Here is a 16,772-nt window from a genome sequence, read left to right as displayed (position 1 = left end):
AGAAAGCGAACACCTTGCGGACAGAGGAACTGGCGTGCAGCCCAGCGATGCAGGGCAGCAAGTCGCCCCCCCGGTCCAATCGCCTTCACGAACCTAGGACATGTCGCGTGTCCTCACAGCGACCGAGAGCAGCATGTCGGCTCTTGTGCAGACGGCGGCTTCCATCATGCCGCCGTCGGGCATCGTCCGCATCAAGAGCTCCGGAGGCATCGCTCGGGAAGGAGCGGTCAAAGGCGTTCAAGGTCCTCGGACGATCGACGGGCGTACGCCGACGCGGCCCGCCGCGTTGAGAACGAAGACCGGGTTGAGCCGTTCTAAGGTGATGACGAGATCGGTACGCTTGTTGGCGATCGTACAGTCGCTGAGAGGTCGGCATGCCCCCGCCACCGCTGCCGCTCTGGCAAGCGAGTTTGGCGTGTCCGAACGCACGATTTACCGCCAAGTCTCCGTGCTGGTCGCTCGCGGTGCCGTGATCGCGGGCGCGGCCGGCTCTGGGTACATCATGAAGGCGGGTAGCTTTCTGCCGCCCATGACGTTCGCGCCCGACGAGGCCGACGCGATCGTGCTCGGGCTGCGCTACGTGATGCGCCGTGGCGACGCCGCATTGAGTGAGGGCGCCCGCAGCGCGATGGCGAAGATCGCGGACGTGATGCCTGAGGGCGCCGCCAACCGGGCACGCGCGAACGGGCTGGTCGTGGGTCCCGTCGGATCGCGCCGGAACGAGGTGATCGCGGCCATTCGAAGCGCAATCCGCCGTGGTCGAAAGCTGACGTTCGCGTATGCAAACGCGGAAGGACGACCATCCTCCCGAACGGTCTGGCCGATCGCCTTAGGCTTCTTCGACGAAGTCGAGATGCTCGCGGCCTGGTGCGAAGCCAAGGGGGCGTTCCGGCATTTCCGGACCGATCGGATCAGGGAAGAACAGGTTAGCGAGCAGCGAATACTACTGAGCAGCAGCAGACTGATGTCCAGGTACCGCGAAGTCGAGCCCGATCTCGCGCTGTGACGCCTCCTGACACGAATTGTCATTCCGGCGTCCTATGTCGGGATGATTGATCAACGAGGAAGCGGTGTTCATAATCCTAGGCGCCACCGGGCATGTCGGTTCGGCGACAGCTGAGACGTTGCTCGCTCAAGGTGACACGTCACTGTCGTGACGCGCAACGTGGAGAAGGCCGAGCCTTTCCGAGCATTGAGGGCCAAGGTGGCGGTCGCGGATGTTCATGATGTCCAAGCGATGCGCAACGTGTTCCGGACCGGAAAGCGACTTTTCCTGCTTAACCCGCCAGCCGTGCCGGCGACCGACACCGATCATGCAGAAAAGGAGACGGTCCGCCAGCTGCTGGCCGCCCTTGACGGGTCGGGGTTGGAGATGATCGTCGCGCAGTCCACCTACGGTGCGCAGCCCGGCGACCAGCTCGGCGATTTAAACACCCTCTATGAACTGGAACAGGGGCTCGCGGCGCAGTCGATCCCCTACAGCATCATCCGAGCCGCCTACTACATGAGCAACTGGGACATGGTGGCGGAGCCTGCGCGGCAGGATGGCATAGTGCCGACCATGTCCCCGGCTAACCTCACTACACGCTGCCGCAGCAGCGCCGCCCGGACGATCTCGCGCACCTGCGACGCGATGCCGTGGGGATCGACCACGAGGGTTTCGACCTCGTGCTCTGGGGCGGTCTGGTCAGCCGCGCCCGGGCGCTCGGTCCGGTCATGGTCGAAGGATCGTTCTTCCATCTCGGCGAGCGCGACACGCCCGACCGGCCGACCCGCGACCGCTCGCTCGACACCGCCAGCGTCCGGCTGATGCGCGATCCCGCGCGTGCCAAGATCGACGCCGAGCTGGAGGTGATCGGCCAGCGCGGGCATGTGTCTGCGAGTGTCGCCTCCAACGCTTCCCGGCAGCATGTTCGCGCACAGGTTTCAGAAGCGGCAGGTCCGTGATGGGTACCTCCCGTCGAAGCCCGATTCACGACGGGCCATTGTGAAAGCTCGCACCGCGCAACTGCACGGAAGCGGCGAGTCGGCACCGCCGTCCGAACGCCCCGCACGCTGTTCCCGTTGACAGCGTCGCGCTTAGAAAGCCTTCGACGATCAACCTCGTGAACACGGTGTAGCTGTTGACCACGTGCTCAGGCCCTTTCCCGATGTACTGCCGTCAAAGGACATCAAACGCCGTCGGGGTCTAGGCATGGTTGATGCCTAGAACCGTGTGCCAAGGCCCATCCAGATCCGTGCCGGATCGATGACGTACCCAAACCGATCATAGTTCAAACGCTTGTCCAAGGCGTTCTGAACGCCGCCATGCAGCGTGAACCGGGGCGAGACCTTGAACGAGGCCCCGATATCGATCGTCGTGTAGGATGGCGCGACGATCGAATTGCCGCTGATCTGCGCCTCGGTGATCGCCTCTTCGCCCCGGAATATCCCCCGGATGTAGCCGCTCAACCGCGCCGTCGGCTTCCAGTTGAGCGAGGCGCTCGCCTGCTGCTTGGGCGTATCGTTCAGCGCGGCCCCGATATTGGCCCCGCTGAGTTGCTCGGAGTCCGTCAGCGTACCGGTCGCATTGAACCTCAGGGTGGTGGTCAGCGGTAGATCGATCGTTGCCTCGATCCCGCGTACCTTCGCCTTGTCGACATTGACATAGGTCGTCGGTGGCCGCCCGATCGAGCTCAACGGCTCGCCGCTGCACCACGCATCCGCCACGATGCAGGTGACGCGGGTGATCTTGTTGTCGAACCGGGTGTCATAGGCAGTCAGGCTGGCCTGGAAGGTGCCGACATCGAGCAGCAATCCCGCTTCGACCGTTCGCGACGTCTCCGCTTCCAGATCGGGATTACCGTAGATCGTACCACCACGGCTCGACTGACCCCAGTCGGGCAGCGTCTGGCGCAGGTTCGGCGCACGGAACCCCTGGGAATAGCCGCCTTTCAAGGTGAAGGCCCCGCTGATGTTCCACACGGCATAGGCACGTGGCGTCCAGTGCGTGCCGTATTGCTGGTCGTCGTCCATGCGCAGACCACCGGTCACACGCAGTCCGGACAGCAGCGTCACCTCGTCCTCCGCGAACACCGCCACCTGCCGTCGACTTGCACCGTCGCGCGTCGACCCGGCCAGCAGGTTGCCGACGGTGTCCGTGAGATCTTCATTGCGGTAATAGGCCCCCACGCTCAGCGAATTGGCGGGTAGGGGGACCATCCAGATCGATTGCGCGATCGTGTTCTTGATGCGTTTGCCATCCCGCAGACTCTTCGCGTCCTCAAGCTGAAGGTAGCTTTCCGACGTCGCGAAGCCCCAGTGGCCGGAATGACTGATCGAGCCGACGTAGCGGCGCTGCGCCTGGACGTTCTCCATCCCCATCGGGACCGTTGCGCTCGTTGCAACGGTCTTGCCCGCCGTCGCGGTCACGGTTTGGCGATAATACCCCAGTTCGGCGAGAAAGCTGTGGTCGGAACCCGCATTCCAGCCGAGTTTGCCTGCAAGACTTTCGTCGCGGCGCTCTGGCGTGCCGCCGATGACGCGGTCCTCCCCGCGCCGGGTCGCGGCGCCCTGCACCTGAATGCCCACCGACCCGGCGATCGGGCCGGACAGATAGAAGTTGCCGTCGGCGACGTTGCCGTAGTCGGGGCCCAATTGCATCGTGCCATTGACCCGCGCGCTTCCGCGCCAAGTCTTGGCGATGCGACGCGTGATGATGTTGACCACCCCACCCATCGCATCGGACCCGTACAATGAGGACATCGGCCCGCGCACCACCTCGATCCGCTCGATCGCCTCCAACGGCGGTAACTGTCCGCCTTCCGAGATGTTGCCGCCATTGGTCCGCGTCTCACGGCTCGACAGACGTTTGCCGTCCACCAGGATCAGCGTGTATTGCGGCGCCATGCCGCGGATGGAGATGTCGCGGCTGTTGCCTTCACCCGGGGTCACGGTGACACCGGGTATCTCCAGTAGGGCATCGGTCACTTCGCGATACGGCAAGCGATCCAGATCCTCGCGGGTCAGCACGCTGATCGATGCCGGCGCATTCTTCACCTGTTGTTCGCGTCCGCCCGAGGCCGTGACGACGATCTCATCCGCGCGGGTCGTCTGGCCCTGCGCGTCTGGATCAGGACCCGAGGCGAGTGCGGATGTCGAGCAGGCAAGCGCTATCAGCGCCGCAGTAGGGCGGTGTCGGATTGTCAAATTCCTGGATCCCGTTATCGCCTGCTATTGCAAGTCGTTCGCACCGCTATGCCCGGCGAGCGCGATCCGAGAAAGCCGCGAAAGCCGAATATGCGTTATTCACTCAGCGGATGCGCAGTGGCGTGCGAGCAGGTCGACCAGCCACATCGTCGCCTGGTCGCGTACGCTGCGGTCGTGCCACAGCAACCGGTAGTCGAGCTTGGCGATGGTGACCGGCGCCGGCCGGACTGCAAGACCGTAGCTGCCGGCGAAGCGCAGAGCCGCACGCGTCGGCAACGTCATCAACATATCGCTGCCGGCGATCAGCGCAGGTGCCGCATGGAAGTACGGCAGGCGCACCGTCACCCGCCGTTCCCCGCCCCGTGCGCCGAGCCGCACCTCAACCCCATCCACGGCCAGATCGCTGACGACCACGCCGACATGCGACCAGGCGAAGAACTCATCGAGCGTCAGGGGATCGTCCCGCCTCGCAAGATCGTGTCCCGCCCGCATGACGCAGGTGTACGTGTCGGCGAACAACGCGCGGCGTTGAACGCCAGAATGACCGGTTTCGAGCCCTGAGATGACCAGGTCGATCTCCCCCGACGCCAGCTTCTGCATCATGTCCGTGCTGAATGCCGCGATCTCGATCCTCACACCGGGTGCATCGGCGGTGATCGCTGCCAGTCCCGGTGCGATAACGGTGAGCACGCCGTAATCGGTCGACGCGATGCGGAAACAGCGATCAAGCGAGGCGGTGTCGAGACGCGGGGCATGCAACAGCGCACTTGTCGATGCCAGCCATTGCTCGACAGGCGTGACCAGGTCTTCTGCCCGTTGCGTCCGCTGCATGCCGGCGTTGGTCCGAACCAGCAAGGGATCGTCCAGGATCTGGCGCAGCTCCGCGAGCGAGCGGCTGACCGTCGGTTGACTCAACCCGAGCCTTCGCGCCGTTCCCGTGACGCTCCTGGTCTGCAACAAGACTGCCAGGGTCGCGAGCAAATTCAGATCAACGTTGCCCGGATGGATGGTGCTTCCTTCTCGATCGACAAGTAGATAGTTCGTTAATGAGAGTCGTTATCGAAAACACGGTTTCGGCGCAATCGGCTCGTTCGACAAATGGCGTGAAGGTGCACATCGCAATTTCGAGTAACGTGGAACTGGTATCTCCAGGCATCTTGATGAAGGATCGCATCGCGCTGTCGGAGGTCCATATGTTGCGCTGCGCCAATAACGCAGCAGCGTTGGTTCGATCACATCAAACGGGCAGGCGATCAGCGTGGGCATGGCGTCAGCCAAACCGCGGTACGGCGTGTACGTCGACAGCGTGATGATCGGGTCGGTCTGCGACCATCAGCTCCTCTTGAACCCGACTCGTCCGGCTGCGGATGTATGTACGTGGTCCGCGGCAGCGTTGCCGGACGGCGGAGACACCAAGGCCAGACGTCCACTCCAGGCCGATCGAGGCCACATGACGTCCCGGCGGACGGGCTTCCTGCCGTGGCCCTCGTCAACTGCGCCCGTCCCACTCCCAATCCCGTCAAATCCATATCGCCGACGGCGCCGACGCCAGCGGCGCGCGAAGGAGGATCGACGATCGCCGTACGCGGCGGTCGTCGTTTGCGCATCGGCCATCGCGGCCGGTACGCGACCAAGGCGTCCGGACCGATGCGGAGCATTTCAGAGAGATTCCTCGTGCCGTGGCACGGAAAGGGGAAAAACCTCTGAAGGAGACGGCGCAGCCTCAATCCAGGGAATCGACGCCATGTTTCAAAAGACCATCGATCACGACGCAAGTCACTTCTTCCTCGCCGACAAGGGCGAGACCCACGCGCTGCTGTTCGTCAACAAGGAGCTGATGACAGGGACCCAGCCCGTCACGCCGCTCTGGATCGCCCCCTGCGCCGATGAGCCGTCGCTCGACTGCATGTGCCGCTGGGCAGCCGCGCGCCGGCACCTCTGGGAGAACTGGGGCGAACTGCGCGCGCTGATCGGGCGGGACGCCTTCCAGAGGCACATGCACGAACTGCTGACGACCGAGCCCCCGGAGCACGTCGTCGGCGCCGTGATCCTGAGCGGAGAACACCCCGGCGAACTGCTGCTCGGGGAAACCCTGCAGGGCCCCCATGGAGTGCGCAACGACATCCTGATGCGACACGTCTTCGCATCTCCGAAGCTGCGGCACGCATTCAACCGGTGGATCCAGCACGCGGACAACAACCACCTCATCCCGACGCTGATAGGGATCGGCTACGGCGAGGGCTCCGAAACGCTGGGCAAGCTCCTCGATCAGCTGGCGAGGAGCGCCTGTTCCGCCGCGCCCGACCGGGTCGGGCGGACGCGCCGCCGCAAGGCGGCATGAGCGCATGCGTGCGCGTCCCGAAGTCAAACCCGTTGCGATGCAGGGCAGTGGAAAGGGGAAAAGGCGGAGGCCGGGCCCGGCCCGCGGCTACGCCGGTAGACCGATGGGTCTTAACATTCCGTGAAGACGGTCGGAGAGGTCCGGTCCCTGGCGGGCCGCCGGACCTCTCCGGGGACGCGGATGAGGAGGATCCGCGTCCCAAAGTCCGCGCTCGGAGCGCGTTCCAGGGTCGGCCGCCTTCGGGCGGTCCGCCCGGCCCGACCGTCCGGCGGTCGGGCCCGCCCGCGGCGGTCCGCGGCATCGCGCAGCCGCGTTTTCCCCTTCGGCACATGGAGCGGCACCGAACGTCGGAAGGGGTCGGCTCGGTACGCGATCCATCGGATTCCTCCTTGCGCCTGCCAGCGCCTCAACTGCTTTTCCCCTCACCTGGAGGGTCGCATTTTCTCCTTCCTTCCGGTGTCCGCCATCGGCCGGCGGACGTGGCGGCGCTCCCGGGGAGCGCCCCCTTCGCGCGCCGACATGCGGCGTCGCCCATGCGCCGTCGTCAGCGACGCGGCGGCCGCCTCCGGCAGGAGGCATCGACGCCGGCCGCCGGGCGGCAGGCCCGGGGACGAGGCGCCGCAAGGCGCAGCGGACCAACGAATACGCGCCGGCGGTCCGGCTCCGTCGAGCGTCCTCGGCCAGGCCGAGGCGCGGTGGCGACCGAGCGAGACCGCCGGAACCGCGAGGGGGAGCGGTGCCGGGCAGGCCGGACCTACGGTCGACAAGCGCGGCGGTCGCCGTGACCGGACAGCCGCCGCCGCGGCACCACGGCATGCAGGCGAGGATGAGGCGGCCGGCACGTCCGCGGCGCGCGCGGCGCCGATCTCACGAGAACAGAGGAACGCCGTCAAGCACCGAGGTGATGCGCCGGGTCGAAGGTCGGACCTCCGGGTCCTGGCGACACCACTCGGGTGTGGTCTTCCGGCCGATGACGGACGCCGGCGCGAGTTTCATGTGACGTCTTTGCAGCACCGAGATCAGCCCGACATACAAGCATGGGCGAAGGGAAGGTCCCGCCATGCCGGTTTCTGAAGTTCCGACCGCCCGGAGGGCATTCGTTCCACGATCTACGGTGAACATCGCGACCCCGCGCCACACCGGTCGTGCGGGAGACGCCCCATCGAACCACGCGGTCGAGAACGTCATCTCCGGCATTCGGCTTCCCGACATGCCGGCCCGAACGGTCGCCGGGCCTCGCATGTCCCGCGCCGGGACCATCCTACGGGCGGATGGAGAGGAACGACCGCCCACACCTGTAGGACACGGGGTGAAGACCTGGAGATCGGATCGGCTCTCCCCGGTGATCTTCGCTTCCGCCTCCGGCCGCGGTCGCCATCCGCGCAGCCGTCGTCGGACGTACGCCAACTTCTGTCGTCCACCGCGACACGATGCGTCGCTGCGGGCGTCGCGACCGCCTTTCCCATACGATCTCGCCCCCCACCCCCGATGCTCTGCCCTTCCGCCGGGAGGACGATCATGAGCAAGCCATCGGCAGTGACCCGTGTACGCAGCCATCTTCTCGTCGAACTGAGAGGAGCGGCGCGCCGCCCGGGCAGCCTCATCAGCGTTCCCGATCTCGCCCGGGAGATGAGGATGAGCCACACGCCCGTGAGGGAGGCGCTGGAGCGGCTGGCGGGGGAAGGCCTCGTCGCGGCTCAACCGTCGCGCAGGGGCTTCAAGGTGCCCCGCCTCGGCGGCGGAAGCCTCGCCGGCCTCTACGAACTCGAAGGGATCCTGGTGGAGGCCGCGATCCGATATCGTGCCGGCCCACCCGACGATGTGCCCCCGGCGTGCCCGGCCGATGAAGGTCGGGACGCGCTCGAACGCGTCGAGGCGACGCTCGGGATCCCGTTCGCGGGATGTGCGAACCGTAGCCTTGTCCAGAACTTCGTCCGCACGTCCAACATGCTCGCGCCGTACCGGCGCTTCGAACCGGACGTCCTTCCCTCATGGCGTATGGAGATCGAGGGGTTGCGCATGGCGTTCACCTCCCGATCCGGTGCCTCGAAGGCGCTGCGCTCGTTCACCCGCCGCCGGGTCGCCGCGGCATCGGCCATCTGCGACGCGGTGGAACGGGCATGTCCGATGCCGGAAGATAATTGAGATATAGATCGAGTAGAGAGGACCGGTGTGGCCTTCTGGGGGTGTCGCAAGATCCTGCGACTCAACCGAAGGGAACCACCATGAAGAAGTTCACCCTTGCCGACCTCGGCCGCGCCAGCAAGGTCACCGCGGCCCAGGTCATGGGATCGGTGCCGGAGCGCGACAGCGCCATCCTGCGCTACATCATCTGAGTGCGGCGGCGGCGTTCACCGGAGCGCCGCCGTTCCGGCCGATGCCAAGCCTCGCCCCCCACATCCATGCCGTGGCCGTCGGCACCGACCTCGTGATGGTCGATCTGTCCGCCGACCGATACCATGCGCTGCACGACGCCGTGGCCACCGCCGACGAACATGGCTCAAGGATAGGAGGCGCGGCGATGAAGCTGGTCCCCGGCGCGATCGACGCGTTGCTCCTCGCAGGGGTGCTGGTCGACACCGACGTTCCCCCGCTGCCGCCACTGCCTGCGCCCTCCCGCGGCCTCGCATCGCCCGTCCACCCCTCGAAGGCGCGGCATCCCGCCGACGTGCCACGGCTCGCGCTGGCGACCCTGCATGCCGCCGCTCGCCTGCGGGGTGGGTTGCCATGTTCGACATACCTGCGCGAACGCCCCTCGCGCGAAGCCTGTCCCAACGACGTCGAAGAGGCCATCGCACGCTACGCCAAGGCGAAGCTCCTTCTTCCGACCCCATCACGCTGCCTGCCGGCGTCGCTGGGAGCATCCCGCTTCCTTGCCGGACTGGGCGTACCCAACGAGATCGTGTTCGGAGTCAGAACGCATCCGTTCGAGGCCCACTGCTGGGTGGAGCATGGAGGATGCGTGCTGAACGACACGCTCGAACGCGTGCAGGCGTTCGCCCCCGTCATGGTCGGCATGCCATGAATCCGTCCTTCGTCGCGATCGCCTGGAGCGGACCGGCAGGTCGCAGCCGCACCGAACGCATCCTGCGACAGTTGAGCCGCCGCGGACTTTCCAAGATCCACGAGACGTCCTCGCTCATCGTCGCCGCCTCGCCGGGCGCAGGGATGGAGAGGCTCGGCGAGGCCGTCCTGGTCATCGGGGCCAACATCGGGCTTTCCAGGCTGGCAGGCGTCGACCTCATGGTTCCGGCACGATCGATCGCGGAACTGCTGTGCTCCGAGACCTGGGGGAGCTACATAGCGTTCATCGACGCCTCCGATGGTCCTCACGTTTTCGTCGACCCATCCGGCGCCGGACACGCCACGATCGCGAGCGACGGGTCGGTGACGCTCGTCGCGGACATCATCGACGGCGAGATGATGGATGGGGCGGAACTTCCAATACGCGTCGACGAGAGTGCGCTTGCAGGCTGCCTGGCGGATCCGACGACCACGCTCTCGACACGGCTGCTGGAGGGGGTCACCCGCCTGGTCCCGGGCACCTTGCGCAGGATCGACGGCGGTTCACCGGCGCTGGACATCTGGACCCCCGCCCGAACGGGCGAGGATCGTGCAGCGCCAGCCGATCGCCTGGTCTCAGCGGTCGACGTCGCGATCGACGGCCTTTGCGGGACGATGCCGCTGGTCCAGCTATCGGGTGGTCTCGACTCGTCGATCGTGGCGACCAGCACCGCCCTCCACCGCCGACGCGTCAAGGCGGTCACGGCCGTCTCCGCCGGGGGGGACGTCTCGGAGGTGCAGTACGCCCGCTCGGCCGCGCGCCACGCCGGCATCGAACTGACCGAGGATTCGAGCGACGTCTATCCGTCCTACCGGAGCTTCTTCGACGAAGCGCAGATCCAGCACCCGTTCCTCCACGGGCTCGACGACCTGTTCGCGAAGATCGTGGGGGAAGCCGCCGCTCGCGAAGGCGCGGACTGCGTGCTCACCGGCCAGGGTGGGGACGCCGTGTTCTTCCAGCCCGCGAGCCATTCCGTGACGATCGACAGGATGGCGGCCCTCCGGATGCGGGGATTGGCGGGCCTCGAAGGCGATGCGGTCCGGACCCGCACCACCATCTGGCATCATCTCCTGCCCGTCCTGTCGAGCCTCGTCCGAAGGCCTCGGCTGCCCCGGGTCTCCGCAACGCCCGATTGGCTCAGCGCTGATGCGAGGGGATGTACCCGCAATCCGCCGCACGCCTGGATCGGGACATCGGACGCGCTGCCGATAGGCAAGAGGGAGCAGATCATGATGCTCGCGAACGCCCAGATCTTCCACTCCACCAGACCCAGCTCGGGGTATCCTCCGATCATCCATCCCCTTCTCGCGCAGCCGGTGCTCGAGACGGTGCTCTCCATCCCTTCATGGATGCTTTCCCACGGGCCCGGCGACCGCGCGCTAGCACGGCAGGCCTTCTCATCCCGTCTTCCCGCCCCTGTGAGCAGTCGCTTCGCCAAGGGCGAGGCGACGACCTTCTACAACCGCTCCGCGGTATCCAACCTCCCCTTCCTCCGCGACGTGCTGCTCGGCGGCGCGCTCGCCGACGCCGGCATCATCGACAACGACCGGATGGACGAGACCCTCACCCGCGAGCATCTGTTCTACGACCGGTCGAGCCACTCCCTCATGCTGGCGGCGAGCTGTGAAGCCTGGCTGCGGGCATGGCGGCGGTGACGGACATGTGGCGTCACGCCGCCAGCCGCCCCTGCGCCGGCGACAGGCTTCTGCGCAGGAAGTCGAGCGTCGCCCGCCAGCAGTGCCGCAGGTTTCCGGGACTGGACAGCTCATGCCCCTCCCCCCAGTAGCGGAGCAGCTCCACGTCGCCGCCATGTCGAGCCGCCTCCATGAAGGCCCGCTCCATCTGCGACATCTCCACCGGATCCAGATCCCCCCCGATCAGAAGCAGCGCCGCCCGTGCCCGATCCATCCCGTAGGCGGGACTGGCTTCCACGAAGGCCCCCGGATCCGAAGCCGGCGGCTTACGCATGTTCGCCTGCCCTCCCTCGACCCACCCCGCCGAGAATGGAAAGGGAATGCCCTGTTCGAGCCTAAGACGGTCCAGTCCGCTGATGGCTCCGTGCATGGCCGCGACGTCGGAGATACCGTTGCTCGCGACTATGGCCTGGAACTGCCGGCTCCGGGTCGCCAGAACCAGAGCGGCGTACCCGCCGAAGCTGTGGCCGATGACCGCGGTGCGTGCCACGTCGACGAGACCGGTCAGGCGAGCCGCCGCAACCGCGACTTCGACCTGCGGCACGATGTCCTCGGAAGGCCGGGCGTCCCCGCCCCCCGTCGGCATGCTCGGCAGCAGCACCGCATAGCCCGCGGATACCAGCATCGGCGCGCTGATGGACGTGTTGTACGACGTGAGCCGAGCTTCGAACGGCAGATCGTCGCCGAAGGTCGTACCAGGATAAGGGACGACGACGAGCGGTGGACTTCCGGCACGGCCGCCAGGCAGGAGCAGCCAGTGCGTCAGCGGCGCTCCGGACCTGTCGGTCGTACGGAGCTTGACCGCGACCGGAAGGTCGACATCGCCGACCTGATCGTTGATCCGGTCCAGCTCGAGGGGGCGGTTTCCGCGACGCTCGAGATGCAGCACCTGTCGGTCATGGGCGTCGCGCTCCATCGTGACGGCGGCTCCCGGAATGGCCGCGAGGACCGGACGGGATGCAGCCAGGGCCTGCCTGGTCCGCGCGAGGTCGTCGTCGAACGTCAGGAGGTCCGTCGCACCGCCTCGAAGACGTCGCAGAAGCCGAAGACGCTCCGGGTTCATCGCGATGCGGAACCCGATGTTGTAGGGTTCGAGCAACAGCGGTTCCGCCTGCTCGACGTGATCCGCGAACCCCGCCTGTCCATGGTCGTCAACAGCCACGACCCGGTGACCATCCTGCAGCAGCAGCGCCTCGCGTGACCGCCCAACCGGCACCGCGGCGTTCGAGACGTCGACCCTTTCCGATCCGTTAGGCAGCAGCCGCCTCCAGGAAGCGCCCCCGCCGGCGGTGCCGGCCATCAACGCGACGGGTGTCGAGCCAGCCCATCCGGCGTGGCTCGTGCGCCCGCCACCTTCCTCGACGACCTGCGCGAACGCCCCCTTCCCTCCCACGCGGACGACGTGACCGCGGGAGTCGGCGACGGCGTAGTAGCCGTGCCTCCAGTCGAGCGAATCCTCCCTCATCAACAGCAGGAGGCGATTGTCCTTCGACCAGCTCATCACGCCCCGCATGACCTGCCCCACGACCCGCACCGAGCCGCCGCTGGCGACATCCACGATGTGGACCTCGTGGGTCCGTGCGCCGAAGCTCACCGAGATCGGGTCCACCGGTGGGGAGACCGGAGCCCCGGCGGTCACCACGGCGATCCGCGAACCGTCCTCCGAGGCCACCAGGTCGTCCACGTCACCCTCGAACAGGATCCGCGACGTTCCGGACCGCAGATCCTCCAGGACGACCCGCCGCGTCGACCGGTCCGGAGCGGCTCCCCTCCTGCTCGACATCGACGTACCGGATAGGCCGCCCCTCGCCTGCGCGGCGTAGAGACCGACGAGATCGTCGAGGAAGCCGGTGCCGGCGAGCAGCATGGCGGGCAGGCGAGGCTCCTTCATGGCGACGTAGGCGAGCCTGTCCTCCGCGAGCCACGTCGGATTGGGCGCCGCGGTGGGCAGGTCGGGATGCGTCGCCAGCCATCGGACGCCGCCACTGCGCAGGTCCACGACCCCGAGGGAAAGCCGGCGTTCCCGCAACCGATAGACCGCCATCCTCAGTCCGGAGGGCGAAAGTCCGGCCATCCAGTAGCCGGCGCCGCTCTCCTGGGCGAACAGCGGACGCAGCACCGAGGGCCGATCGATCGACGTCGCGAGCACCTCGCCGAGGGCGCGACGGTTGGCATACGCGCCATATCCGAAGTCCGGGGAGAGCTCGTACGGCCTCCTCCGTTCGACGACGACCAGGCGGACGCGCGGCGCCATCGCCACCTCGCCATAGCTGCGAAGCTTGAGAAACGCGTCCATGTCGTACGGCCTCGCCACCGCGGACCCCTGTGCGAAGGACGCAAGGACGAGAAGAGCGGCCAGGAACATCCTGCGCATCGTGGTCTCCGGCATTGTCTAGAGGTTCAGGAACGGGGGGTCACCGCGAGACGCTCACCAGGCGCGGCGCACCTCAAAGGATACGATCCGTCCGAACGGATTTGCATTGGCGGCGTCGAAGCCCAGACCGTTGACGCGATCGACGAAGGGCGGGGATGCGTTCCCCAGGTTCTCCACCGCCAGCGTGAAGCGGAAATCCCGGAGCGGGCCGCTGGTGGGCGAATAGCCCGCAGTCACGTCGATCGTGGTGAACGCCGATATCGCGCGCCCAGGACTCGACGCGTCGTCGCGATAACGGTCCACGTAGTTGCCGCTCGCCGACGCCGAGAGCGGTCCTCTGCTCCAGGTAACACCGCCCCTCAGCTTCAGATTGACCGGATTGCCCAAGGTGTCGAGACGATCCGTCAGCCGAGCGGTCCCCGTCAGCCGCTCCGCGTATCGGAACAGCCAGGTCGCAGCGAGGCTGGCACCGAGTTCGTCGCGTCCGAAGGCACGTCTCCAGTTGAGGTCGTAATCGAGGCCGCTGACGGCCAATACGGAGGTGTTGGCGAACCGCGTATCGACGACGGCCCCGTACGACGCCGCCGGAAACGCGTCGGGACTGGCACCTGGTTCAGCCAGGAGCGCATTGACGAGCGCGAGGTCGGCCGGCCTCGTTGACGGTGAAACGGCTTGGACGAACGCCGACAGGTCGGCGCGGGTCAACGCCCGCAGGAGGTCCTGGAGGGCAGGCTGTGCGATCCTCTGGCGGAAGCGGGTGGAGAACACGTTGACCTCGAGGCTCAGGCCCGCAAGCCCGCCCGGTGCCAGGACGAACCCTGCATTGAAGGTGCTCGCCTTCTCGGGACCAAGGTCGGGATTGCCACCGGCCAGCACGAGAACGGGCACGTACGCCCCCGACGCGTCCGGCAGCGAGGTGCTGACGATGCGTCGCCGTTCCGTCGTCTCCGACAGTGCGGGCGCGCGGAACGACGTTCCCCAGCTCGCCCGCAGCGTGACGCCTTCGGCGGGCTGTATCGACAGCCCGACCTTGGGATTGGTCGTTGTGCCGAAATCGCCATACCGTTCATGCCGCGCGGCAGCCGACAGGATGACGGAACGGAGGCCCGGCACCGCGTTCGCCGGTCCCACGATGGGCGCCTGCACTTCCGCGAAGACGGCACCGACATCACGATCCCCGCCGGCGCTCGAAAGCGGTGCAGGCCGCGTGCCCGAGATGAAGCTGACCCCTCCGGTCGAGAAGCTCTCGTTGCGATACGAAGCGCCCATCGCCGTACGCAGCGACCCGCCCGGCAGACTGAGAAGCGGACCTTCGACCTTGGCCACGCCTTCGGTCACCCCGCTTCGCCGGCTAGACAGGGTGAACCCCGAGGCGAGCGCCGCGAGCAGCGCGGAGCCGTTCGCCGTGCCGGACCCGTATGGATCGAAGTAGCCGTCCCGTGCGGGATCGTACGTCGTGTCCGGCAGGTTCGGCACGTTGCCGAGCGCCTCGTTGAGCAGGGTCGAGTTGAGCTGGTTCGTCACACGCTCGCGGCTGCGTTCGCGTGCGACGTTCACGTATCCATCGAATGTCCAGCCCGACCCCGACTGCCACGTGGCCCCGCCACTCACGCTGAATGCTTCGACACGTCCCCGCGCCCGTGCCGGTCCGAGATCGTCCACGAACGAATAGGCGATCGCACTGAACGGATCGTTGCCAACCGGTACGTAGTTCGGGTTTGCGGGCGTGACGATCAGGATCGTCTGACCGGCCGGCGAATCGTACCTCGATGTCCTGCGGGAATACCGCCCGTCGAGGTGGAGCTCGATGCCGCCGCCGATCCCCTGCTCCACGCGGGCGTAGGCCGTCTGCCGATCCATGGCGGGCGAGAGCCCCACACCCGCCAGGGTGTTCGAAAGGTTCGTTCCTGCTGTCAGGTCGGCAGGGCCGGGTCGCCGCCCCGCCGGAAGCGTCGGGATGCGGAGCGCCGGGAGGAAGGAACCCACCAGCGGATCGAACGAGAGGATCGTTCCGGGCGAGGAGAGATAGGATCGCCTGTCGCTGCCCCCGAAAGGCCTCAGGTCTCCGGTCGCGGTGTACGCCCTGTCGCTCGCGGACAGGGCGTCCCGACGTTCGAGGTCGTAGGCGAGGAAGACCGAGCCGTCCGTCCACGTCCTGCCCGCCGCCAACCCGACGATGCCGCTGCCGACGCCCCCCGGAGCGAGCCCGCCGCGAAGCCGCACCTCGAGGCCGTCGAAGCGGTGACGCAGAAGCACGTTCACGACGCCCCCCACGGCGTCGGAGCCGTAGATCGCCGAGGCTCCGTTCGCCAGAATCTCCACCCGGTCGACGGCAAGCGAGGGTATGGCGGAAAGGTCGGTCAGGTCCCCCCTGCCACCGGAGCCCGCGACGCGTCTCCCGTCGAAGAGCGTCAGCGTAGCGTCGGCCCCCAACCCTCGGAGATTGGGCCCTGGAGCCAACGAGTAGTTCAGCGAAGAGGCGTCCGCTCCGGTCAGGCTGGCCACCGGGTTTCCGGAGCCGCCGAAGTTGGAGGGCAGGATCGCCAGCACGTCGGACACGGTCGCCCGTCCGGACCGCTCCAGATCCCGCCTGGTCAACGTGCGGACCGGTTCCGTAGCCGCCCCGCCCCTGATGTTGGACCCGGTCACGACGATGGCCGGCTCCGTGTCGCCGTCACCCTCGCCCGTGATGCCACCGCCGTCGGATCCAGCCGGCCGCCGCCCCGTCCTGACGATGACCACGTTCCGAGCGGGGCGCTGCGCGACGAGTCCGCTACCGGCGAGTATCCTCTCCAGGGCGACCGCGGGCTCAAGCCTGCCGTCGAGCCCCGCGAACCTCAGCCGACGAACATCCTCCGGCTTATAGAGGATCTGCAGGCCCGTGATGCGGGCGTAGCCCCGCAGCGCATCATCCATGTTTCCCGCTGGAATGCGGAATTCCAGCGTGTTCCGCTGCGCCTGCACCTGTGCCACCGGCAGTGCCGCGAACGTGATCACGCTGGCGACCCGCAAGCTACGACGTCCCATTCCATTCCCCCCGGCTCGCAGCGACGAGATCCAGCTGCGGTTCATGGGTGAAACGTGATGAACGGACCGAAACCCTAATGGGAT

At 67.0% G+C, this 16,772-nt stretch carries 10 protein-coding genes; 6 read left to right on the top strand and 4 right to left on the bottom strand.

The genetic code is table 11. From position 1 onward, the window contains the following. Positions 1 to 100 precede the first annotated feature (100 nt). Both HD841_RS04760 and HD841_RS04755 read left to right on the top strand, forming a co-directional pair. A complete protein-coding gene (locus HD841_RS04760) occupies positions 101 to 1,006 on the top strand; it encodes a helix-turn-helix transcriptional regulator (protein WP_179507695.1) in 906 nt (301 codons plus the stop codon). A 147-nt stretch (positions 1,007 to 1,153) separates the two neighbouring features. Continuing rightward, positions 1,154 to 1,810: an SDR family oxidoreductase gene (locus tag HD841_RS04755; protein WP_179507694.1), complete on the top strand. Its 657-nt coding sequence runs from the start codon at positions 1,154 to 1,156 to the stop codon at positions 1,808 to 1,810. Positions 1,811 to 2,205: 395 nt separating this feature from the next. Here the strand turns inward: HD841_RS04755 and HD841_RS04750 are convergent, their stop codons facing one another. Together HD841_RS04750 and HD841_RS04745 are read right to left on the bottom strand one after the other, a co-directional pair. Continuing rightward, positions 2,206 to 4,188: a TonB-dependent receptor domain-containing protein gene (locus HD841_RS04750; RefSeq protein ID WP_179507693.1), complete on the bottom strand. Its 1,983-nt coding sequence runs from the start codon at positions 4,186 to 4,188 to the stop codon at positions 2,206 to 2,208. Between the two features lie 99 nt (positions 4,189 to 4,287). Next, positions 4,288 to 5,169 (bottom strand): LysR family transcriptional regulator, encoded by an 882-nt coding sequence (locus tag HD841_RS04745; RefSeq protein ID WP_257015229.1) that lies wholly within the window; start codon positions 5,167 to 5,169, stop codon positions 4,288 to 4,290. A 763-nt stretch (positions 5,170 to 5,932) separates the two neighbouring features. Between HD841_RS04745 and HD841_RS04740 the strand changes: the two genes are divergently transcribed. From HD841_RS04740 to HD841_RS04725, 4 genes are all read left to right on the top strand, one after another. After that, the gene (locus HD841_RS04740) at positions 5,933 to 6,529 is read left to right on the top strand and encodes a hypothetical protein (protein ID WP_179507692.1); all 597 of its coding nucleotides are present in this window, start codon (positions 5,933 to 5,935) and stop codon (positions 6,527 to 6,529) included. A 1,518-nt stretch (positions 6,530 to 8,047) separates the two neighbouring features. Beyond that, positions 8,048 to 8,674, top strand: a complete 627-nt coding sequence (locus HD841_RS04735; protein WP_179507691.1) for a GntR family transcriptional regulator — start codon at positions 8,048 to 8,050, stop codon at positions 8,672 to 8,674. 262 nt (positions 8,675 to 8,936) lie between these two features. After that, positions 8,937 to 9,554, top strand: a complete 618-nt coding sequence (locus tag HD841_RS04730; protein ID WP_179507690.1) for a lasso peptide biosynthesis B2 protein — start codon at positions 8,937 to 8,939, stop codon at positions 9,552 to 9,554. Continuing rightward, the gene (locus tag HD841_RS04725) at positions 9,551 to 11,248 is read left to right on the top strand and encodes an asparagine synthase (protein ID WP_179507689.1); all 1,698 of its coding nucleotides are present in this window, start codon (positions 9,551 to 9,553) and stop codon (positions 11,246 to 11,248) included. The genes HD841_RS04730 and HD841_RS04725 overlap by 4 nt, the downstream gene beginning before the upstream one ends. A 13-nt stretch (positions 11,249 to 11,261) precedes the next feature. Here HD841_RS04725 and HD841_RS04720 read toward each other — a convergent pair whose 3' ends face one another. Together HD841_RS04720 and HD841_RS04715 are read right to left on the bottom strand one after the other, a co-directional pair. Then, entirely contained in the window at positions 11,262 to 13,661 is a 2,400-nt protein-coding gene (locus HD841_RS04720) for an alpha/beta hydrolase family protein (protein ID WP_179507688.1), read from the bottom strand. A gap of 54 nt (positions 13,662 to 13,715) precedes the next feature. Beyond that, positions 13,716 to 16,658 carry a TonB-dependent receptor domain-containing protein gene (locus HD841_RS04715; protein WP_179507687.1) on the bottom strand — a complete coding sequence of 981 codons (2,943 nt, stop codon included), beginning with the start codon at positions 16,656 to 16,658 and terminating at the stop codon, positions 13,716 to 13,718. Between the last annotated feature and the right edge of the window lie 114 nt (positions 16,659 to 16,772).

It is taken from the genome of Sphingomonas melonis, assembly GCF_013409985.1.
Taxonomy (GTDB): Bacteria; Pseudomonadota; Alphaproteobacteria; order Sphingomonadales; family Sphingomonadaceae; genus Sphingomonas; species Sphingomonas melonis_A.
This window is presented reverse-complemented; position numbering and strand designations above follow the sequence as displayed.

Coding starts and splice junctions, on each gene's coding strand:
- HD841_RS04760 (WP_179507695.1), top strand. CDS start 101: ATGTCGCGTGTCCTCACAGCGACCGAGAGCAGCATGTCGGCTCTTGTG.
- HD841_RS04740 (WP_179507692.1), top strand. CDS start 5,933: ATGTTTCAAAAGACCATCGATCACGACGCAAGTCACTTCTTCCTCGCC.
- HD841_RS04735 (WP_179507691.1), top strand. CDS start 8,048: ATGAGCAAGCCATCGGCAGTGACCCGTGTACGCAGCCATCTTCTCGTC.
- HD841_RS04725 (WP_179507689.1), top strand. CDS start 9,551: ATGAATCCGTCCTTCGTCGCGATCGCCTGGAGCGGACCGGCAGGTCGC.
- HD841_RS04720 (WP_179507688.1), bottom strand. CDS start 13,661: ATGCGCAGGATGTTCCTGGCCGCTCTTCTCGTCCTTGCGTCCTTCGCA.